Annotated in this window: 21 protein-coding genes and 1 tRNA gene; 12 read left to right on the forward strand and 10 right to left on the reverse strand. The window is 59.8% G+C overall.

Annotation, left to right across the window (positions count from 1 at the left end):
- Window positions 1-5 precede the first annotated feature (5 nt).
- Window positions 6-1,331 (forward strand): sialate O-acetylesterase, encoded by a 1,326-nt coding sequence (locus ACFJIU_RS07405; protein ID WP_379069391.1) that lies wholly within the window; start codon window positions 6-8, stop codon window positions 1,329-1,331.
- A 477-nt stretch (window positions 1,332-1,808) separates the two neighbouring features.
- On the opposite strand, the gene ACFJIU_RS07410 is transcribed toward ACFJIU_RS07405, so the two are convergent.
- Window positions 1,809-2,276 carry a hypothetical protein gene (locus ACFJIU_RS07410; protein WP_379069394.1) on the reverse strand — a complete coding sequence of 156 codons (468 nt, stop codon included), beginning with the start codon at window positions 2,274-2,276 and terminating at the stop codon, window positions 1,809-1,811.
- A gap of 188 nt (window positions 2,277-2,464) precedes the next feature.
- On the opposite strand from ACFJIU_RS07410, the gene ACFJIU_RS07415 reads away from it, so the two are divergent.
- The 3 genes from ACFJIU_RS07415 (at window position 2,465) to ACFJIU_RS07425 (ending at window position 4,077) form a co-directional block, all read left to right on the forward strand.
- The gene (locus tag ACFJIU_RS07415; RefSeq protein ID WP_379069397.1) at window positions 2,465-3,280 is read left to right on the forward strand and encodes a hypothetical protein; all 816 of its coding nucleotides are present in this window, start codon (window positions 2,465-2,467) and stop codon (window positions 3,278-3,280) included.
- 2 nt (window positions 3,281-3,282) lie between these two features.
- Window positions 3,283-3,591 (forward strand): hypothetical protein, encoded by a 309-nt coding sequence (locus ACFJIU_RS07420; protein WP_379069399.1) that lies wholly within the window; start codon window positions 3,283-3,285, stop codon window positions 3,589-3,591.
- A gap of 87 nt (window positions 3,592-3,678) precedes the next feature.
- Window positions 3,679-4,077 (forward strand): hypothetical protein, encoded by a 399-nt coding sequence (locus ACFJIU_RS07425; protein ID WP_379069402.1) that lies wholly within the window; start codon window positions 3,679-3,681, stop codon window positions 4,075-4,077.
- Between the two features lie 19 nt (window positions 4,078-4,096).
- Here ACFJIU_RS07425 and ACFJIU_RS07430 read toward each other — a convergent pair whose 3' ends face one another.
- On the reverse strand, window positions 4,097-4,567 hold the full coding sequence (locus ACFJIU_RS07430) for a hypothetical protein (RefSeq protein WP_379069404.1): 471 nt from the start codon (window positions 4,565-4,567) through the stop codon (window positions 4,097-4,099).
- 486 nt (window positions 4,568-5,053) lie between these two features.
- On the opposite strand from ACFJIU_RS07430, the gene ACFJIU_RS07435 reads away from it, so the two are divergent.
- The 4 genes from ACFJIU_RS07435 (at window position 5,054) to ACFJIU_RS07450 (ending at window position 8,726) form a co-directional block, all read left to right on the forward strand.
- Complete coding sequence (locus ACFJIU_RS07435) at window positions 5,054-6,196, forward strand: hypothetical protein (protein ID WP_379069407.1); 1,143 nt, start codon at window positions 5,054-5,056, stop codon at window positions 6,194-6,196.
- A 452-nt stretch (window positions 6,197-6,648) separates the two neighbouring features.
- Complete coding sequence (locus tag ACFJIU_RS07440) at window positions 6,649-7,242, forward strand: hypothetical protein (protein WP_379069409.1); 594 nt, start codon at window positions 6,649-6,651, stop codon at window positions 7,240-7,242.
- 600 nt (window positions 7,243-7,842) lie between these two features.
- Window positions 7,843-8,247 carry a tyrosine-type recombinase/integrase gene (locus ACFJIU_RS07445; protein WP_379069412.1) on the forward strand — a complete coding sequence of 135 codons (405 nt, stop codon included), beginning with the start codon at window positions 7,843-7,845 and terminating at the stop codon, window positions 8,245-8,247.
- Entirely contained in the window at window positions 8,247-8,726 is a 480-nt protein-coding gene (locus ACFJIU_RS07450; RefSeq protein ID WP_379069415.1) for a hypothetical protein, read from the forward strand. Before ACFJIU_RS07445 ends, ACFJIU_RS07450 begins: the two co-directional genes overlap by 1 nt.
- A 13-nt stretch (window positions 8,727-8,739) precedes the next feature.
- On the opposite strand, the gene ACFJIU_RS07455 is transcribed toward ACFJIU_RS07450, so the two are convergent.
- From ACFJIU_RS07455 to ACFJIU_RS07465, 3 genes are all read right to left on the reverse strand, one after another.
- A complete protein-coding gene (locus tag ACFJIU_RS07455; protein ID WP_379069418.1) occupies window positions 8,740-9,888 on the reverse strand; it encodes a helix-turn-helix domain-containing protein in 1,149 nt (382 codons plus the stop codon).
- 11 nt (window positions 9,889-9,899) lie between these two features.
- Window positions 9,900-10,742, reverse strand: a complete 843-nt coding sequence (locus ACFJIU_RS07460; protein ID WP_379069421.1) for a hypothetical protein — start codon at window positions 10,740-10,742, stop codon at window positions 9,900-9,902.
- Between the two features lie 35 nt (window positions 10,743-10,777).
- Window positions 10,778-10,851 (reverse strand) — tRNA-Gly (locus ACFJIU_RS07465).
- A gap of 111 nt (window positions 10,852-10,962) precedes the next feature.
- On the opposite strand from ACFJIU_RS07465, the gene ACFJIU_RS07470 reads away from it, so the two are divergent.
- Entirely contained in the window at window positions 10,963-11,226 is a 264-nt protein-coding gene (locus ACFJIU_RS07470; protein WP_379069424.1) for a DUF6460 domain-containing protein, read from the forward strand.
- A gap of 15 nt (window positions 11,227-11,241) precedes the next feature.
- Here ACFJIU_RS07470 and ACFJIU_RS07475 read toward each other — a convergent pair whose 3' ends face one another.
- A complete protein-coding gene (locus tag ACFJIU_RS07475) occupies window positions 11,242-12,138 on the reverse strand; it encodes a histone deacetylase (RefSeq protein WP_379069427.1) in 897 nt (298 codons plus the stop codon).
- A gap of 92 nt (window positions 12,139-12,230) precedes the next feature.
- Here ACFJIU_RS07475 and ACFJIU_RS07480 point away from each other — a divergent pair, with 92 nt between their 5' ends.
- Complete coding sequence (locus ACFJIU_RS07480; RefSeq protein ID WP_379069429.1) at window positions 12,231-13,601, forward strand: MATE family efflux transporter; 1,371 nt, start codon at window positions 12,231-12,233, stop codon at window positions 13,599-13,601.
- Between the two features lie 53 nt (window positions 13,602-13,654).
- On the opposite strand, the gene ACFJIU_RS07485 is transcribed toward ACFJIU_RS07480, so the two are convergent.
- Together ACFJIU_RS07485 and ACFJIU_RS07490 are read right to left on the reverse strand one after the other, a co-directional pair.
- Window positions 13,655-14,737, reverse strand: a complete 1,083-nt coding sequence (locus ACFJIU_RS07485; protein WP_379069432.1) for a quinone-dependent dihydroorotate dehydrogenase — start codon at window positions 14,735-14,737, stop codon at window positions 13,655-13,657.
- Window positions 14,734-15,084, reverse strand: coding sequence for a DUF952 domain-containing protein (locus ACFJIU_RS07490; RefSeq protein WP_379069435.1), 351 nt, complete (start codon window positions 15,082-15,084; stop codon window positions 14,734-14,736). The genes ACFJIU_RS07485 and ACFJIU_RS07490 overlap by 4 nt, the downstream gene beginning before the upstream one ends.
- A gap of 109 nt (window positions 15,085-15,193) precedes the next feature.
- Here ACFJIU_RS07490 and ACFJIU_RS07495 point away from each other — a divergent pair, with 109 nt between their 5' ends.
- Complete coding sequence (locus ACFJIU_RS07495) at window positions 15,194-15,625, forward strand: hypothetical protein (protein ID WP_379069438.1); 432 nt, start codon at window positions 15,194-15,196, stop codon at window positions 15,623-15,625.
- A gap of 1 nt (window position 15,626) precedes the next feature.
- Here the strand turns inward: ACFJIU_RS07495 and ACFJIU_RS07500 are convergent, their stop codons facing one another.
- Complete coding sequence (locus tag ACFJIU_RS07500) at window positions 15,627-16,136, reverse strand: GNAT family N-acetyltransferase (RefSeq protein ID WP_379069440.1); 510 nt, start codon at window positions 16,134-16,136, stop codon at window positions 15,627-15,629.
- Window positions 16,137-16,417: 281 nt separating this feature from the next.
- Between ACFJIU_RS07500 and ACFJIU_RS07505 the strand changes: the two genes are divergently transcribed.
- Window positions 16,418-17,077, forward strand: a complete 660-nt coding sequence (locus ACFJIU_RS07505) for a response regulator transcription factor (RefSeq protein ID WP_379069442.1) — start codon at window positions 16,418-16,420, stop codon at window positions 17,075-17,077.
- Window positions 17,078-17,085: 8 nt separating this feature from the next.
- Here the strand turns inward: ACFJIU_RS07505 and ACFJIU_RS07510 are convergent, their stop codons facing one another.
- Window positions 17,086-20,580 (reverse strand): NahK/ErcS family hybrid sensor histidine kinase/response regulator, encoded by a 3,495-nt coding sequence (locus ACFJIU_RS07510; RefSeq protein ID WP_379072998.1) that lies wholly within the window; start codon window positions 20,578-20,580, stop codon window positions 17,086-17,088.
- Window positions 20,581-20,705 lie beyond the last annotated feature (125 nt).

Genomic DNA, 20,705 nt, shown 5'->3' on the forward strand with positions numbered 1-20,705 from the left:
CCTAGATGTCGTTCACGCCCACAAAGCCGGCCGTAGTTGTTTTTGCGCCGACTACGGCCGGAGGAGCCCCTCGCGGTGCCAGCATGGCCGAAGCCCAAACTTGGGGCACCGAGATGGAAACATACGCCGAAAGTATAGAAGCGCGCCTCGTAACGCAGCTTGGTACTGACACCATTGTTGTCGGCGTTTTTGGACAGTCCAATGTCGAACGCATTCTGGCATATAGCTGGACACCGCCGCCAAACCTGTTTCTCTGGAACTCAGACTCCGCCAACCCGGGAACAATTCTGGCACCCGTCCCTGGTTCGATTATGGGAGTCGGGTATTCGTTCGGCGCCGAGATCGCGCGACGCAATCCGACAAAGCGCGTCGTGGTGATCAACGTTGGTCGCGGCTCGACACCGATCGCAAATTGGGTGGTCACTTCCGGCGCAACGCCGAATATGTATGCCGCCAGCAAGGCCGCTGTCGAAGCGTGCCTTGCCTACCTCGGCAAGACGTCCATTGACTATGTTTTGTGGTGGCAAGGTGAAAGCGATTATCTCGCTGGTGCCGCCACGATTGCCAACTACGTCAAGAGCTGGAGCGCCATGTGGTTTCAGTTCTTCGGTGAAGTTTGGTTTCCTCGCGAAACCCCATTTGCCATCATGGCCGTTTCGGAACGTTATGTTCCCGATCCGCTTATGAAGTCGTTCAATCGCGAACTTAGACGCGTCGCAGACTTGGAGCCGCCTTACCGGACATTTGTCGATACGAAGTATCTGGCTGCCGATCTTTGGGACGATCCCACTTCGCGCATCCATATGACCGCAGAGGGATATGATGTCGCCGGAAGAACTGCAGCGCTAGCGGCTCTTGCTGGCTTCTCCCAGGGGCGCGATGCCACACCGTGGCAGACGGTCGTGAAGCGAATTACGGAATCGCGTACCAACACAGCGATTCCGATTGCTGACAAGGAACTCAAACTTTCTCTACGGTCTGGCTATACCTACAATATTCGCGGGAAAATTTGGGGCAGCACCTCTGCTGCTGCTGATTTCAAATGGGCGCTTGATGGTCCCGCTGCAACGCTCATTGGTGGCACCCGCAACTATATGACGCGCGATGCATCAGGTACTCGCAATGACCTCATCTATTCTGCCGGCTATCCTAGCGGCCAGGTTGTCCCAATTACAGGTGGCGATGGGTTTTTCATGGTTGAATTCGACCTGATAGTCACGCCGACATCGTCTGATGCGCCATTTTCATTCAGTTGGAGCCAAACAGCTGCGACAGGGGACAATACCTATGTGTTTGCAGGCAGTTTCGTTGAACTGACGGAGGTATCGTAGTCGGGGTTCGGGGGCAAAGGTCTCGGCTCTATCTGGGCAGTGCCCCGCCGCATCTCTGCTATTTGATAGCGTGGAACAAAACCAATTCTTGTTGTTCATCATCGTTCATATAGCGATACTGCCACCCACCAGGTACGCGTCGACGATAGCACCAGAACCCGCTTGGAAGGATATTCCCGCCAACATCGATGACGTCCTTCTGTGGCAAATGAGATTGCCATGTCGGAGATGAAAATACATCAAGCAGTTGATCCCAGAGACGCGTGAGCATTGCAACTGCTTTCGAGATTACGCGAAGAATGTCCAATAAGCGCGCGCAGAATAGCGCGGGTCAAGTTCGCTGGCAATGGATACAAGATGACGGTGGAAATCCTAACCTGTGACTGTCCTCGCGCAGAGGCAATAACGATCAGGCTCTACTGGTAAGACCGTCTGCGTTTCTACGCGACATTGCGCCAACGCACGTCCGGCTTTTCGCTACCTCCGTCCCGGCGCCATCGACGAGGGAAACTCTAGAATGACCGCCTTGTCTCCTCTGAGGATTTCAACCGGCAGATCGTTGTCAGCGTTGGGCACCAAAAGATTGCAGTTGCCGCACTGGAAGTATCTTCCAGTTTGACCCTCGGCCAATGTGACATCAATGTCGAAGCCATCTCGCGCAGGCTTGAAGTGGACGAAATAGTCCTTGTCGGTGCACCACTTGTCTCGATCGCAGGGCAGAAACACGAGGCACGTCTCCATTGAGCACGTCATGTTGTCCTTCATGCCGCGCGCGACGATTCTTACTTTTTGGTCGATACATCTTCTAAATTCGCTTGGTGTGATGGTCTTTAGATAACAATCGCTGCGGATCGATGGGATCGTGAAGAGCGGTCGGCTGATGGCATATGCCGGATCTAATACAAGGTAAATTGCTACTATTAGAAGTTGCGAAAATAGTCGCATGTGGTCTCTGAATCAATTTTGAGTAGCAGGCTATTTAACTAAGTCTTTGCGCTTGTTCCTCCCCCAAATGAGGGAGGTGACCTAGTACTTGATACGGCATCGGACTTTCGCAGCCGCCAAAACGAAAACCGCCGACGCGAGGACGCTGGCGGCCGATCTCTTTGTAATCTTTGAAAGGACACATCAGTATGACGAACGCACCCTCGGGAGCGGGCGACCGCTATTACGTCTATCGCCCCATGCTCGACCTGGTCGGCAAGTCCGAAGGCACCGACAAAGGCCGCAGCTACAACGAAACTCTGGGCTACGGCGCCTATACCGGTGGCAACCAGGATCTCGTCGGCATGACGCTCGACCAGATTGAAACGCTGCAAACCAGGATGCTGGCCAACCGGAAGAACAAGCTGAAGTCGTCAGCGCTCGGCCGGTACCAGATCATCCGCACCACGCTCAGAACCATGCGCCAGCAGCTCGAGCTCACCGGCCGCGAGAAGTTCGATGCCGACATGCAGGACCGCTTGGCCTGCTATCTGCTCGGCCAGCGCGGCATCGATAAGTGGCTCGCCGGCCGGCTGAAGCTCGACACGCTGATCGACAACCTGGCGCTTGAATGGGCGTCGTTTCCGAAGGTCGACGGCAAGGGCCATTACGCCGGCCAGAACGCCGGCGTTTCTCTTTCGCAGGTGAAGGCCGCTCTCGCAGAGGTCGCGCGCCGGCATGCCGAGGGACAGCCGAAGGTCATCGAGAAGGTTCCCGTCACGGTCGAAACGCCGGTCGTTCCAGAGGCCGTCGACAAGCAGGTCAAGAAGAAGACCGGCCTCTGGGGCTGGCTCACGACGATCTTCGGCAGCGGTGGTGTCGGTGTGGCCGGGTTCCTCGGTGCCGACTGGCAGACCATCCTGGCGATCGGCGGTGTTGCTCTGGTGGTGTTGTTGATCGTGATCGTGCTTCGCCGGCAGATCATCGGCGCGGTTCAGGATATCCGCGGCGCGGTCGAGGGCTGACCATGTGGCCCTTCCTAACGTCCAAGCTCGGCGTCTCGGTCATGTGCGGCTTGGCGATCACCGCCTTCCTCGGCTGGACCCACTACGAAATATACGAGACCGGCCGGCGCTACGAGCGCCAAACCGTCTTCACTGCAGCCCTCAAAGCCTACAAGGACCGCGCCAATGAAAACGCCGCTGTTGAAGCTCTCGATCCTGTTCGCCTGTGTGTCGAGCTTGGCGGGTTGCCAGACCAATGCGCCGCCGAGTTGCGCAGGCTGGCAGAAGATCGACGTCCTGGCACCGACGGCGGTCTATCTCGCGGGCAATGATCTAAAGGCGGGGCAGAGCATCGCTTCGCACAATAAGCACGGCCAGAACACTGGCTGCTGGAAATAGGGGCAACCACGGTGAGCGACATGGCCAACACCTCCGAAAAGATCGTCAACAGCGTGGTCATTACGATGATTGCGCGGTTGTCGATGACGCTGGCGATGCCGACGCTGGCGTTTCTATTTTGGCTCTACACCGGGTGGCAGGATGACAAGTTCGACGGAATGAAATCGCAGATCGAGCAGTCGCAACGCTCCGCGCAGCAGGCATCGGATCTTGCTATCAAGCTTTCTGAACGACTGACGACCGTCGAAACCAAGCAGGCCGAGGCGACGATTAGCTCCGAGAAATTTCAGAACGCCACGCTAACAAGGCTCGACAGGGTGCAAGACAGCATCGTCGGTTTGTCCAACACTGTGGCAGCCCTTACTGCGACACTTCAAGCAGTCGCCGAAGACCGCGGTAGATCATCTCTCCCACGCTAGTGGCGCAACCGAATTCCGGCTATCGTCGCGATGCTGATCCTGGCGTTGAGGTCGTACTCGGAGAGGTTTCAGGCTGTGCAAGTGTCGTTTGCTTTGGGAAAATCATCGGCATAAACGACCGAATCCCATGTTCGCCTAGCCAGCCGCCGAATGTGCCATCGCCGTCTATGCCGAGCTTTGTACCTTTGTCCGTGGACCTGTCCTTGTCGCCGTGCGTGTCGACCTTTTCAGGAGTGTTCGAGGTATTGTTAGTCACTTCGTTCTGCTTGGCCGCCTGGCGTTGTTGATCTGCTGTGTACTGAGCCTTCTCGCGCTCATTTGACACTGTTGTGTTTGGACGGGTGAAAAAGCTTGTAATCACGCGCCAAGGTTTCAGTGAAAAGTCGCTCCAGGAATACGTTTGATCGTGGTCGTCCGGATAATCTTCCGCAACCAGTTCTGTCGAAGAGCATGTAATAATCAGCACACTCAAAACCACGCGAGTATCCATCCTGCGATCCCCCCAACATGACCTGTAATCGCCCGTCCAGCCGAAGCTGGACGGGCCTTCTTGCATTTCGGGACCGTGCGGCCGGCTGGTGTTTCTTAAAACACCAGGAGGCAATTTCCAGCCGACCATAGCGCCGAAGCGCGTCGAGGAGGATAGCAGCGAGAAATCCGGTTGGCGACTCACTCACACCCACATAGACCGCTTAGATGGAAGCGGCAGTCGATCCCGAAGCCGGACATTCACTCTCTCAGGAGGTGCCTGGATCGGCACTTATCCGATCTCAGATTACGAGCGACGGGTGAGATCCTATCGTGGCCAGCAGGAGCGTTACCCGCGGCACGCCCGATCAAACCGTGAAGAGATATTCGATGCCTGCTTCACCCAATTGGGTGTGTTTCCATCGAGCTGTCGGGACTATGCTCTAGGATGTCGTAGCCATACGTCGGATGTTGTCACTAGCGTGGCTAGGTGGGCAGTTTGAGGAGCGTGGACCACAGGACCATCGTCAACGAACTCAATGAACTCATTGAGGAGGCTGGCATTCGTCCAGGGCAATGGCACAACGTGGTAAGTACGTTTCGACACCATTTCCCTGAAGCCAAGATTTCTTTCCAGGCTATTGATCGACTTTCAAAAAGGCCGATCCCGTTCATTTATTCCGGATGGAGCGAAGGGCGCATTCGGGATTATCTCGCCCATTTCGGAATGATTAATCCTTGGCGTGTGGCATGGCTGAACATGGGGTTCCTGACGGCTGAGTGGAGTGAACACTATCTGAGTAATACCGATCTCAGAAAATCAGAATATTATGCCGATATGCTTCGGCCGGAAGGTGAGTGCGACAGTGGTACGGGGCTGAAACTGATCGATGAAAGTGATCAGTTTGCAACCTTCACCGCAAACTATGCAAGTGAGAAAGGCGAGGGAACTCACCAACGTATTTCCGCAGTGTTTCGCGATATCGCATTGCCGATGCGAAAGGCAATCAACACCAACAGGCTAGTGGGACGGGCGGCGATGTCCGAGCTTATGGAAGGACAGCTCCTACAGGCTCTTTGCGATGCAGCCCTCGTTTTGGATCGGAGAGGCCGGGTCATAGCAGCGAACGTGATGGCTCAAGAGATGCTGGCCAAAGGTTCCTTGATCCGAACGGATGTGGAGGGACGTGCATATCTCTACGATATCTCGAAAAACGAAGCCTTCTTAAGTTCCGTTTTCTCGATCTGTAGCGATGCTCCCGGCAGGCATATCGCGCGAGACTTTGCTGTTGAGAGACGTGGAGAGCAGTACCGAATTACGCTACTGCCAGTTTCTCCTGGCCAGATTGGTCGGGATTCTGATCGCATCCTGCCGATGTTCATGTCTGGTAGAGCTGCACTGATCATTGTCAGGCCCGAAGCCAAGCCGGATCGTGAGGAAATTCTCCAAAGGAAATATGGCTTCACGAAAGCTCAGGTTTCGATAGCGCTCGGTCTCACCGAAGGTGGCGCGCTGGTTGAGGTGGCAGATCGTCTGGGCATGAAATACGAGACCGCTCGATCGCATTTGAAGGCGATATTCAGCAAGACAGGCGTGAACAAACAAAGCGAGCTCGTGGGTTTCCTGTATCGGCTGGGCAGCGACGGCTGAGATGGCGGTTCAGACTTTCCGCCGATGCCAATTCTCGCACCCAATCGGGTGAAGAAGCCTGAAATCGAGGTTGGTAAAGTCCGTCTATCGATCGGCGGGGGCCATTCCAATGACTATCATCCGGTGCTTGAAAGTCGCGGAATTTATCCTAGCGATCTGCATACCCTGTAGCGTGAGCTTTGCACAGCAATGCGTCGATGCCGAGAGGGAGAACACCGCTTTCAAATTCTACAATAACTGCAGCAACACGGTGATCATCAAATACTGGAGCGATCTCATCGGAGACGGGGTTCTCGGGCCGCTAAGACCGGTGCCCAGGAGATGTCGGCGGCCCCGTCAACGCACAGGGTGCGCTACCACTGGTGTGATTACGACGAATGGGTCTCTGGTTCCTGCACTCTGCCTGATCAGTTTTGAAGCGGCTGAAGCTTCTTTCATTCAAGGAGACCACGATGATCAGGCTGTCGGCTTCCGTGCTCGCAATATTCGCGTTTGTGACGGCGAATGCCAATGCGGCCGAGTGCAATTTCGACAAACCCGTTGGCAAGTGCATCGGCTCGATTTCTGTCGACAGCACGAGCGGTTCAAAACCTAGCTTCAGCGCAGAGATCACCGTGAGCAGCACGGCGTCGGCCTGCTCCAAGGTCGAATGGTACCTTGATGGAACTCCCTATCAAACGATCCTAAAGTCGACGAATTCGGACAGCGATAGCGTCCACGGCACCAAGCCCATCACTCGCAAGAGTTTCTCATCAATCAAATGCATGACTTATGAAGGCGGTGGAAACTTAGCTACAGGCGGTAACAGTATCGCCACGTGCGAGGCCAAGCTACGATCTCGGATCGAAAATGATTTTCCGGCTGTGAGCAAACCAATATGGGCTCAGTGCGCCAAAGCAGGTGACTCCCAATGCTACATAAAGATACGAGCAGCAAGGCAAAGTGCCCTTGAAAATTATGTTGCCGAGGCAAATCGGTGCGCCGGGGATGACCTGTTTGTCGCCAATAATGCTGCAGCTGCCGAAAAGTACTCTAGGCGCAGGTGACCGAGGGTAAGAAGGCCTTACACGGCTTCTGAAGAAAATACTCCCGGCACTTCCCGACTGGAACTGCGAATAAGCCGCCAGTGAATGCGTGACCGTAGGCTCTTTATCTCGCCACATAGTGCCGCTACCCGCACTTGGCAGTTGGCAAGCGCAATCAGGCAATGGCCCCGTTCAGCTTCGGCTGGGCGGGTGCTTTTCTGCGTTCAGGGTTTGCTAACCAACCTCTCGAATCCACTGTCGATCTACGGCATCTGCCGTATGCCCATCCGCTTACCTCGCGATCATAAAGGGTATCGCGTAACAGGCGCTCTGATGGAGAGGTAGCGATGATGAAAATTCTGATTACGATTTCAGCGATGTTCCTGGTCACGAGCATGGCGTCAGCTGGCGTTCCGTCCAAGCCGACTGTTTCCAAGCAGTCCGCATCCAATGATGTCGTAGAAGTCCACGTCAAGCCGGGCACATCTAGGCCCCTGCCGTGCTATCCGTTCATGCGTTGCTACAAATAAAAGCCGACTAGGCACGCCATTTGCCCGCTCAGCTTCGGCCGGGCGGGCTTTTTTCGTTTCTAAGGCTGCAATTGCTCTTCGATGACAGCCTTTGCTTGCATATAGATCGACTGCATCACCGGGTCGCCGTCGCCGTGAGGCGATCATCCCGCTTTACCAGGAGTTGCATGACGTGCTCGTGCGCATACCGAAGCGCTCTCCTGTCATCCTGACGCACAGCAAGAAGGGTGCATGGGCGCCGGGCAGTCTCACCAAGGCATTCGACACGGCCAAGAAGGAGGCCTGGCCGAAAGGCGACAATCTGCACTTCCACGATTTGCGCGGCACTGCCGCGACAAAGTTCTACCTTGCAGGTTTCACAGCGCGAGAGATTGCCGAGATCATGGCCTGGGAGGAGAAGGCCGTTGAGCGAATTATCCGCCGCTACGTTGGCCGCGGAGCCGCGATCAAGGAGAAGATCCGCAGGCTCAACGAGGCGAGGGACAAGGCGCGCTAGTGTCAGACCCTTCAAAACCCGCTGAGGAAGACAAGAAGAACCAGCGCACCAGCCCGCTCGGCCTCTTCCACTACGACGTTTCCTATCATGAGGCCGCGCGAGCCCTGAAAGGGATAAAGATCGGAGCGACCCATCCAGATACGCCGATCTACTTCCTGCATTGTCCCGCGGTCGAACTCTTTATGAAAGCCTTCCTTCGCCTACATGGCCTGTCTGTCACCGAATTGGCGAGCAGCAAATTCGGCCCCAGAACTGATCGGCTCAGCAGCCGGGCTTCCGACTGCAGGCTAACGTTTGACGACGAAGACATCGAAGTCCTGAGGGTTATGGCAGAGACCGATGTCGTGGTCCGATCCAGATACATTGTCACCGGATACTTCACGATGCCGACCTTGGAGGCCATGGATCGGGCCTGTCAAAGCCTGCGCCAATCGGTAGGCGATGCGATCCAGAAGACCGGAACCTTCGTGCGGAAGTGAGGCGAAGCGATGATCAGCCGTATCTGTCTGATCTGAGCCGCAGTTGCACCAACTTCTCTCCAAAGAAGCCACGCCCAGTCCCGCACAGCATCTCGATGTCATGCGCGTTCAAACTGAGGTCGTCGACGATCTCAGCCTTGGTCCGGACGCGATGCTCAATAAGCATCTCCAGCGCAGCAACGAGGATTGAAGGCTCCTCGGTCTTGAAGGCTGTGTCGAGCGGCTCTTGTATCCTCATCCCCTTCGCGGAGAGTTGCCTATAGAGGTAGCTCACTTGCGTTGGCGACAGGATACCAAGCTCCTTGCAGCGATAGACCATAGCTGCGACCGAAACGCGCCACCGCTCCTTCAGCTTGAGAAAATAATGAATTGAAGTCGATACCACCTCGCGGGAAAAAAGCTCCCTTGGAAGCAAGAAAGCTCCAGCGAAATAGTTAGCTTGACGTTCTATCTTGTTGATGTTCTCCGACGTAACCTCGACGCCATTGTGAAGCAAGACATGTCCCAGCTCGTGCGCCAGGTCAAAGTTAAACCTAGGCAACTCGTCTCTGTCCGCACTGCACAGAATGAAAGGCCGTCCGCCCTGCCAACGCGAGACTGCATCCATGTCTTCGCATTCGACAGGCTCTTTTATGATCACAATCCCGTTGGCTTCCAAAACCTTTGAGATGTGAAAGATCGGGCCGCGGCCCAACTGCCAAAAGTCACGCACTGCAGCTGCGATGCGCTCCAGCGCATAATCATCCCCAGTTTCCCAGTCCCAATCAAACGCTGGCAGGTTGACCTTCGGGAGATCGATGAAACTCTCAAGATAGCTGACAATGTCCGACGCCCACTCGAGCCTGCGGGCTATCCTAAGTCGGTCCGGCCTGTTCATACGCTTAAGGCCACGCCAGAAAGGCGATCCAAAATTGCCGACATCGCGCGCACGCGATGCAGTGAAAAAGGCCGGCGGCTGTCCGGTCACAGCTATGATCTTTGAAAGAGCTTCGGCAGAAGGGGTTATCTGACCAGTTTCATATTGACCGACAGCCTGCCGAGTTACACCGAGCATTTCAGCGAATATTTCGACCGTATGGCCTCTGGCTTCTCGAGCTTCGCGAATCCTCTCTGGCACGATCCGCGGCGGTGTGGCCGAGGCCGTGTGTGTAATTTTCGACATGGTCAGACCTGCTATCGCTGCTTCTTGTGGTCCGGTTTCGCGTCCATAAGTCGTTCGATGATTTCGCGCTTGAACTTCAGCGACGCGGTTGGATCAGGCGGCGGCGGCACGTGCGGGTCGACAGACGAGAAAGCTACACCGCGCAAAATGTTTATGCGGCCAAGGAACACCTTCCGCTTCGCTTCCGGCATACACCAGCAAACGTGGGTGAGCTCGCCGGCCTGATCGGCGTTAAATGAAAGCCAGGCATAATACTTGTCTGGAGCTATCTGGTGGAGTGGGACGATCTTGCCGTCATTGAACAAGTCAGGCTCATTGCTTAAGCTCTTGTCCTGGCGGATAGGAGCATCCTGAGGAAACGCTCCTTCGGAATCGGTCCGGACGATGTGCGCATCGAAATTCGACGAGCTGATGTTCAGCAGGTGCGAGCTGCCAGTTGTGTTGGGCACCTCAGCTGCCTGGAATGGAAGATTACCAGCTATGCAATCTTGGCGAAACTGCCACATTGCAGCTGCGCGCCGGAAAAGCCCTCTGTGATCGTCGCCGATGTTAGTCATTAGCCATGGCGTGTTTCGCCGCATATCATCGGCGAGAGACACACCCGTGGAGAGGGTGCGAATAACAGCGACGTCCGTGTTTGCAGGGAAGGCGCCTCGCAGTTCCGCTTCAAACTCATCCGACATCGAAAATCCCTTGTCATCGTGAGATGAAAGTAGATTACCAGATTCGCCAACTCGCGCAAAGTGAATTCTCTTTTGACCCATTCGACGGATGATTGCCCTGCAACACTGCACGCGGAACTGAATAGGAACAGTCGCGGTAAAACCGCCTGTAAAACCACCGGTTTTCAGCATTTTCTAAATGAGGCGCAAACCCTTGCGGCATAAGCTGGAGCGGGTAGCGGGAATCGAACCCGCGCGTTCAGCTTGGGAAGCTGACAGGCTACCATTACATCATACCCGCGCGTCGCCTCGTTAGCATGGCCTCAGGCTGTCCGGCAATGACAAAGCCGCAACTTGAAGCAGACGCCGCGAGCGCGTATCTCAGCAGAGGAACTTCGAAGGAGAAGAGCCTTTGTCCGCATTGACCCGCTTCCTCGGCGATTCGCCGTTCAAGGTGTTTCTGAAGCTGCTGGTGGTGTCGTTCCTGGTCGGCATCGTCATGAGCGCGTTCGGCTGGTCGCCATTCGACGTGCTCTACGGCATCCGCGACTTCTTCGTCGATCTGTGGAATCTCGGCTTCCGCGCCGTCGACCGTTTCGTCGGCTACATCCTGCTCGGCGCGGCCATCGTCATCCCGGCCTTCATCCTGCTCAGGCTGGCGAGTTATCGCAAATAGCGCGCCACTCGGCGGTCAGGCTACGGCTGCCGCCTCCTCGAACAGGATGGCGTGGCGTCCAACAAGCGTCGGCACGTCGGTGGAATAGCCGCCGCCGATAACCCCGCACAGCGGCATGCCGTGCGATCGGACGGTTTCGATGACCAGCCGGTCGCGGGCGCGGATACCGGCATCGCTCAGCGACAGCCGGCCGAGCCGGTCCTCGGCATGCACGTCAACGCCGGCATTGTAGAAGACGAGGTCCCAGCGCCGCAGGCCGCACAATCTCGGCAATTCATCGGCCAGCCGTTTCAGATAGGCTTGATCCTCCATGCCGTCCGGCAGGCCGATGTCGAGGTCGGAGGCGATCTTGCGCACCGGATAGTTGCGCTCGCCGTGCATGGAGAAGGTGAAGACGCGCTGCTCGTCGCGCAGGATGTCGGCGGTGCCGTCCCCCTGGTGCACGTCGAGATCGACCACCAGCACATTGCCGACATGGCCTTCCTCGATCAGCGCCAGCGCGGCGACGGCAACGTCGTTGAAGGTGCAGAAGCCCGCGCCCTGCGTTCGCCTGGCATGATGGCTGCCGCCGGCGGCGTTGCAGGCGATGCCGTATTCAAGCGCCAGCCTGGCCGCCAGCACCGTTCCGGCTGCCGCGAGCTGCGCGCGCAGCGACACCCGCGGACCGACCGGAAAGCCGATCTCGCGCTCGATCCTGGCTGGCACGGCGCAGTCGATGACCTGGTCGACATAGGCCGTGTCATGCGCAAGCTTCAGCCATTGCGGCGCTGCCGGTTCCGGCTGATGCAGCGCCTCCGCCAGTCCGCGCGCGATCAACGCCTGCATCAGAAGCGGATACTTGCGCATCGGGAACCGGTGGTTGACGGCGAAACCGGCGTCATAGTCGGGATGGTGGGCGATCTGCAGGGGCAAGCGGGTACTCGGGACCTGATGGCGCCAGGGCGGCAATTCGATTGCCCGGGCTGATTGTCAGTTGCATGGCAGGGTGAAATTGGGCCACATCGATGCCACGTTCAAGACATCTCCGGGAGAGCAAGCTGGATCAGGCGTCGTCAGCGGTCGCGGGCCGGCCGTTCTCCGTCACCAACCGCTCGGTGCTTGCCATCGCGGTGCCGATGACGCTTGCCTATCTCACCACGCCGCTGCTCGGCCTGGTCGATACCGCTGTCGTCGGCCAGTTTGGGGATGCGGCGCTGCTCGGCGGGCTTGCCGCCGGCGCGCTGGCGTTCGATGTCGTCTTCACCACGTTCAATTTCCTGCGTTCCGGCACCACCGGGCTGGTCGCCCAGGCCTTCGGGCGTGGCGATAGCGCCGAGGAACAGGCGGTGTTCTGGCGCGCGGTGCTGGTCGCCATCGTCGCCGGCGTCATCCTGGCGGCGCTGGCCCCGATGGTGTCGCTGCTCGGCCAGAAGTTCATGGGCGCCGAGGCGCGTGTCAGCGAGGCAATGGACACCTATGTCCGCATCCGCCTGCTGGCGGCCCCCTTTTCGCTCGTCAACTATGCCATCCTCGGCTACGTGCTCGGGCGCGGCGAGGGCAATCTCGGCCTGTTCCTGCAGATCGTGCTCAACGGCATCAACATCGCCTTGTGCATCGTGCTCGGCCTCGAGCTGAACTGGGGCGTATCAGGCGTCGCCTGGGCAACGGTGATCGGCGAATTCTGTGCCATGCTGCTCGGGCTGGCGATCGTCATGAGGCGCTTTGCACGCAGCGAGCGCGTGCCTCTGGCCCGCATCCTCGACTGGACTGCTTACAAGCACATGATGTCGCTCAATCGCGACATCATGATCCGTTCCTTTTCGCTGCTGGCCGCGTTTGCCCTGTTCACCCGCCAGGGCGCACAGTTCGGCACGGTCACGCTGGCCGCCAATGCCGTCCTGATGAACTTCTTCCTGATCGCGGGCTATTTCCTCGACGGTTTCGCCACCGCGGCGGAGCAGCTCGCCGGCCGCGCCATCGGCGCCCGTGCCGAAAGCTCGTTCCGCCGCGCCGTGCGCCTGACGCTGTGGTGGGGCTACGGGCTGGCCGGTACGGCAACCCTGGTGCTTCTGTTCGGTGGCGCGGCGCTTGTCGGCGTCGTCACCACCTCGGATGCGGTGCGCGACGTTGCCGACACCTATCTGCCCTGGGCGGCGTTCACGGCAATCAGCGGCGTGCTTGCCTTCCAGATGGATGGCGTCTTCATCGGCGCAACCTGGTCGCGCGACATGCGCAACATGATGCTGGTGTCGTTCTTCGTCTTCCTGGCTGCATTGCTGACACTGGCGCCGGCCTTCGGCAATCACGGCCTGTGGGCCTCGCTGCACGTCTTCCTGCTGGTGCGCGGCTTCAGCCTGTTCTCGATCATGCAGCGGCGGGTGCGCGAGGCGTTCTAGGAAGGCAGTAGGGGTTTTCGTCCCAGCTATTTGCGCGCCACTGCCTTAATGCCCTATTCCCCTAATCCCTTCTTCAGCCACTCGGCGAGCCTTGTGTCGCGCAAATCGCGGATGGATTTGAGACCATCCTTCTCCACCACCCGCAGCATGCCGGTGACGATGCGTCCCGGCAAGGACGGGCCGGCATAGATCATGCCGGTGTAGAGCTGGACGAGGTCGGCGCCGGCGCGGATCTTTTCCAGCGCGGTTTCCGTGGAATCGATGCCGCCGACGCCTATTATGGCACGGTCTGGACCGAGCAGCCTGCGCATCCTGGCCAGAACCGCCGTCGAGCGTTCGAACAGCGGCTTGCCGGAAAGCCCACCGGTCTCGCCGGCATGGGCAGCACTTTTCAGTGGCGGACGCGAAATCGTCGTGTTGGAGACGATGATGCCGTCCAACGCCTTGTCGGTGACTTCGGCGGCGATGTCCTCGAGCTCGGCCTCGACCAGGTCGGGCGCGATCTTCAGGAACACCGGCGGCTGCTTCGCCGCCTTGGCCCGTGCCGCCATGACGCGCGACAGCAGTTCACCGAGTTGCTCGCGCGCCTGCATGTTGCGCAGGCCCGGCGTGTTGGGCGAGGAGATGTTGACGGTGAGATAGGACGCCAGCGGCGCGAAACGCGCGACACCTTTTTCATAGTCGCCGCTGCGGTCGGTGCTGTCCTTGTTGGCGCCGATGTTGACGCCGACAATGCCGCTCCGGCCCTTGCGCGCCAGCAGGCGTTTCTCGGCGGCGTCATGGCCCTCATTGTTGAAGCCCAGCCGGTTGATCACCGCCTCGTCGCGGGTGAGGCGGAAGATACGCGGTTTCGGATTGCCTGCCTGCGGCAGTGGCGTCACCGTACCGACCTCGGCAAAGCCGAAGCCGAGACCGAGCAGCGCGTCCGGCACCTCGGCATTCTTGTCGTAGCCTGCCGCCATGCCGAGCGGGTTCGGGAAATCGAGGCCGCACAGGCTGACCTCGAGACGGGAATCACGTGGAGCGCGCGAAGCTACGGGCATGCCGCAGCGCAGGGCGGTGATCGACAGTCCGTGCGCTGTTTCGGGATCGAAGCTGAACAGGACCTGCTGGCCGATGCGGTCGATCAGGCTCATTCTGCCTCCAGCGGCGGGAAGACATGGTTGCCGTCGGCGCCGAGCGGCAGCGGCTTGACCCAGGCGACCACGTCGAGCGTGAATTCGGCATAGAGATGCGGGAACAGGTCGCCACCCCGCGAAACCTCGTATTTCAGCGCCGGCCCGAGCTTGGCTTCATCGAGCGCCACCAGCACGAGGTCGTCCAGGCCGGCGAAATAGCGGGCCGCGGTTTCCCTGACCTGGGCGCCGGTCGAGAAGTGGATATAGCCGTCGGTCAGGTCGATCGGGGCTCCAGTGAAACGGCCTAGGGCTTCGGCTTCCTGCCACAGCGACTGCGGCGCGATCTTGTAGACAAATCGTGACATGGCAGCGCTATAGTCCGATTGTGGCGACCGGGAAAGTGCGAACCGCACGCTTCCGCAATTCTGGCGCAAAGCGCGACCACACTGCGCAAAACGGCTGAAGGAGAACACCATGCGTTTCGAAAGGCTGATCGTTCCCGCCGCATTGGCCGGACTGCTGGCGGCTCCTGCGCTCGCCGAGGATGCCAGCCGCTACAAGCTGGAAAAAACCAATGACGGTTATGTGCGCATGGACACGCAGACCGGCGCTATGTCGATCTGCAACGAGCGCGACGGCCAGCTGGTTTGCCGTGTCGCCGCCGACGAACGCACCGCTTTCCAGGACGACATCGACCGGCTTCAGGGTACGGTCAAGGCGCTGGAGGAGCGTGTGACCAAGCTCGAGAATTCGCTGACGGCGCGGCTGGAATCCAAGCTGCCGTCCGAAGAGGAATTCAACAAGACGATGGGTTACATGGAGCGTTTCGTGCGCGGCTTCATGGGCATCGTCAAGGACATGGACAAGGAAACCGATCCGGCCAAGCCGAACCTGCAGAAGACCTGATCTAATCGGTCAGGGCACGTTCGTAGAGGTGCACGTCCGGGTCGCCGCCATGGTCGCGCTCGCGAAGGCGGAAGCCGAGTTTCTGCAGCAGGCGAATCGATTTCGCATTGGCGCGGTCGACCGTTGCCAGGACGGTTGCGATGCCGCGCCCGTCGGCGACGCCGAGCAGCGCCTTGACGATCTCGTTGCCGAGGCCTTGTCCCCAGTTCGCGACAGTCAGCCCGCAGATGATCTGCTCGGGCCCGTCCCTGGGTCGAGCAAATCCGGCCCAGCCGATCAGTTGCCCGCTCGAGCGGGCGATCACCGCACCTGTTCCGTAGCCGTGGCGCTTCAGGTTCTCGCCGGACCTGGTCACCCACAGTCTCGCAGCCTCAAGCGACAGCGGTTCGCCGTCCCCGACATGGCGCGCGACGTCCGGGTCGGAGAAGACAGCCACCAGGATGGCCGCGTCCGAGAGGACGAACGGGCGGATCGTCAGCCGCGGGGTTTCAACCATTCCGTCCAGGATCATTCTGTTCCCCGGCGCTCAGTCCTGTCCAGCCAGGACCTGTGGCGGCGAGTGGACTATTACGCCATTTGCGACAGCCATGCCTGTTGGAAAACTGCCACCGTGGTCTTTGCCGCTTGAAAACGCCGGCCGTGACCGCATAATCCGGTCCGCTTGATCCTGCGGGAAGAGGACCGGAGCATGATCCCGAGACGCTGCAGACGTGTCGGGATCATGCTCCGAAGCAAGGAGACAGGGCGGAATTCATCTCGATCACGTTCCGCTCTGGGATCGGGGAGGACCATTTGCCGGCAGGCTACAGCTTCGTCATCGCTGACGATCACCCACTGTTTCGCGGTGCCCTCAAGGCAGCGCTTGCCGGCGTCGGCGACGTTGGCGCCATTCACGAGGCCGGCGACTTCGACAGCGTCAAGGCGCTGGTCACCGCCAATGAGGATATCGATCTCCTGCTGCTCGATCTGTCGATGCCGGGTGCCAGCGGTCTTTCGGGACTGGTGGCCTTGCGTGGCATCCATCCGTCGGTGCCGATGGTCGTGGTCTCGGCGCATGACGACCCGGTCACAATCCGCCGGGCACTGGAGCTTGGCGCTTCCGGTTTCATCTCCAAGTCAGCCAGCATGGAGGAGATCCGCGAAGCGGTGAAAGCCGTGCTTGCCGGTGATATCTCCGCCCCTGCCGGCATCGACCTCGGCGTCGAGCGCGACCCTGAAATCTCAGATCTCATCAAACGCCTGCAGACGCTGACCCCGCAGCAGACGCGGGTGCTCGGCATGCTGGGCGCGGGCCTTCTCAACAAGCAGATCGCCTATGAGCTCGGTGTCTCCGAAGCCACGATCAAGGCGCATGTCTCGGCGATCCTGCAGAAGCTCGACGTCGACAGCCGCACGCAGGCAGTGATCCAGCTGTCGAAGATCGGCACCGATCCACTGCAGGGGAGCGGCTGACCGATCGATTATTCCGCTGCCGGTGCCAGCGGCTTCACGCGCGCCATCATGGTGCGCAGCGCCGCCGGCTTCACCGGCTTGTTGATGACCGGAACATCGAGTTCGGCCGCCGCCGTGCGCACTTCGCCCGACCTGTCCGCCGTCACCAGCACCGCCGGTATGGCGTCGCGGTAGTGACGGCGCAGCCGGATGATGACCTCCAGCCCGGTTTCTCCATCGAGATGGTAGTCGGCGAGGATGAGGTCGGGCTGCGGTGCGCTTTCCGCTCGCGCCTGGAAATCGGCGGAGCCGGAGAAGGTCGCAACGGTACAGCCCCAGCCTTCAATCAACAGCCGCATGCCTTCCAGGATGCGGGAGTCATTGTCGACGCAGGCGACCGTCAGGCCGGAGAGCGTTGAGCCGGCACGGGTGATCGTGCGTGGTTTGATCTCCGGCGCCGCCGCGGCAGTTTCCGCCACCGGCAGCACGATCGAGAAACGGGTGCCCTTGCCCTGGTTCGAGAACAGCCTGATCTCGAGCCGCAGCACGCGGGCGATGCGGTCGACGATGGAAAGGCCGAGGCCGAGGCCCTGCGCCTCGCGTGCGCCTTCGTCCAGCCGGGTGAACTCGCGGAACACCGTGTTCAGCTTGTCGCCGGCGATGCCGATGCCGGTGTCGATCACCTGCACTTCGGCCAGTTCCCCGCGCCGCCGTACGCCGACGAGAATCTGGCCCTTGCGGGTATATTTGATGGCGTTGGAGACCAGGTTCTGGATCAGCCGGCGCAACAGGTTGCGGTCGGTGGTCACCGACAGCGATGACGGCACGATGGTCAGCTTCAGCTGCTTTTCGGCGGCGAGCGGCTTGAAGTCGGTGCCGATCTGGCGAAGCAGGCCGTCTAGCCGGAATGTCGTCTCTTCCGGTTTCATCGCACCCGCATCGAGCCGCGAGATGTCGAGCACGGCGCCGAGGATGGTTTCGACTGATTCCAGCGAGGATTCGATGTTGATCGCCGCTTGCCCGGCGACACCCTTGCCGGCTTTTTCGATCAGCGATGCACAGTAGAGCCGGGCGGCGTTGAGCGGTTGCAGGATGTCGTGGCCGGCGGCAGCCAGGAAGCGTGTCTTGCCGAGATTGGCTTCCTCGGCCAGCATCTGCGCCTGCGCCAGCTCCTCATTGACGCGGGTGAGCTCGGCGGTGCGGCTTTTGACCCGCTGCTCCAGCGATTCATTGGCGCGCTTCAGCGCAAGGTCGGATTCCACACGCGCCGAGATGTCTGCATAGGTGGCGACAAGTCCTCCATCCGGCATCGGATTGGAGCGCAGTTCCACGATACGGCCGCTATTCTTCAATTCGAGTTGCCATGGGCCGGCGAAACCGGCCAGCCGGTCGAGCACGGTCAGCCGCGTATCCGGCGAGATGTCGCCGCGATCGGCGAGATGGCGCAGGATCTGGTCGAGCGACACGCCGACCTGACCCATGTCGTCCGGCAGGTCGAACAAGGCGCGGTATTGCCGGTTCCAGCAGATCAGCCGGAAGTCGCGGTCGAACACCGTGATGCCTTGCTCCATCTGGTCGAGTGCGATCTGCAGCAGGTCTCTGTTGTGCTGCAGCGCTTCGGTGGCGTCATCGAGCAGTCGGAACGCATCCCTGGATTCACGGTCGTTGCGACGGAACAGAAGCGACAGCACCAGCCGTGCCGAGGATGAACCGACGGCGCTCGCCAGCAACTGCTCGGAAAAGCGGATCACCTCCATGCTGGCTTGCTCGTTGCCGTGGAGCGGGATGCCATTGTCGCGCTCGAAGCTCTGGAACGACCGTTCGGTACGCTCGACGCCGAGATAGCGACCGATCGTGTCCTTGAGATCGTTGACCGTCGTGGCGGTACGGAAGCGGCGCAGGCTGGGCATCGGGCTGGCGTCGCGCGGCACGAAGATCGCCGCCTGGATGCGCTCCAGCGGTACCGAGACACGCGACAGCGACCCCAGCAGGAAGAACAGCGCGTTGATCGACAGGCTCCACATGACACCGTGGTTGAGCGGTTCGGCAACCGTGCCGAACAGCGCCTGCGGCCTGAGCGCCTCGATGCCGAGCAGGCCGTTGACGACGATGAAATTGTCGGGCGCTGCGAGCGAGGGAAACAGCAGCGTGTAAGCCCAGATCGCGATGCCGGCCATCATGCCGAGCGCGGCACCCCGCCCATTGGCACGGCGCCAGATCAGCCCGCCGATCAGCGCCGGCGCAAACTGTGCGATCGCCGCGAACGACATCAGGCCGATCGAGGAGAGGCGGGCGCTGTCGGTCGAGGCGCGGTAGTAGAGGAAGGCGATGAACAGCACGATGAAGATCGAGCCGCGCCGTACGTTGAGGATCAGTGTCGACCAGTCCTCGTTTTCCGACGCGCTGTTCTTCAGGACACGGCGCACGAACAGTGGGATGACGAGGTCGTTGGAGATCATGATGGCGAGCGCCACGCTCTCGACGATGACCATCGCCGTGGCCGCCGAAAGCCCGCCGATGAAGGCGGCCATCGCCAGGGCGTCATGGCCGCCGAGCAGCGGCAGCGACAGGACATAGAGATCGCTCGAGGTGCGGTCGCCGACGACGGTCAATCCGGCCAGCGCGATCGGCAGCACGAACAGGTTGATGGCGATGAGGTAGAGCGGAAACACCCAGGTCGCGGTGCGCAGTTCGCGCAGGCTGCGGTTCTCCACGATCATCACGTAGAACTGGCGCGGCAGCATCACGATGGCGAAGGCGCTCAGGCCCGTCAGCACCAGCCAGGTGGCAAGCGACGTCCGGTAGGTCATCGCCTGCTGCACCTGGGCATTGGCACCGAGCTTGTCGAACATGTCGCCGGGTCCGCCGAAGACCAGGAAGGTGACGAGCAGGCCGATGGCCACGAAAGCTGCGAGTTTCACCACCGATTCCACCGCTACCGCCAGCACCAGCCCGTCCTGATGTTCGGTGGCGTCGGCGTGGCGCGTGCCGAACAGCACGGCGAAGACCGCCAGCAGCATCGCCACGATCAGCGAGATGTCGGAAACGAAGGGGTCGAAGGAGGGCGGCGAACCGGAATAGTGCTCGACCATGAGGCTGACCGAGCCGGAGATCGCCTTCAACTGCAGCGCGATATAAGGCACCGCGCCGATGGTGGCGATCAGCGTGGCGATCGCAGCCACGGTGAAGCTCTTGCCGTAGCGGGCGCCCAGGAAATCGGCCACCGAGGTGATCTTCTCGGCCTTGGCCAGCCGCACGATGCGCGACAGCAGCGGATAGCCGAACATGAACAGGAGCACTGGGCCGATATAGATGCCGAGGAACTCCCAGCCGCGCTCGGACGACAGTCCGACCGAACCGAAGAAGGTCCAGGAGGTGCAGTAGATGGCAAGGCTGAGGGCAAAGATCAGCGGCCGCGGCCGACCCGGGCCGCTCACGGCGGCGCGCCGGTCGCCGATGCTGGCCACCGCGAACAGCAGCGTCACATAGGCAAGCGCTATGATGACGATGAACCAGCCCTGCACGCCGGATGTTCCTCCCTGGCTGATTGCCCTTTTCGAGGCAATCACAGCTTCGTTGATGTGTCCATTACGACCTTGGGTGCGATCCGTCATATGGGCATCGCAACCCTGCGTTTCGTTTTTGCTCG

Source organism: Mesorhizobium sp. UC74_2 (genome assembly GCF_042701485.1).
Taxonomy (GTDB): domain Bacteria; phylum Pseudomonadota; class Alphaproteobacteria; order Rhizobiales; family Rhizobiaceae; genus Mesorhizobium.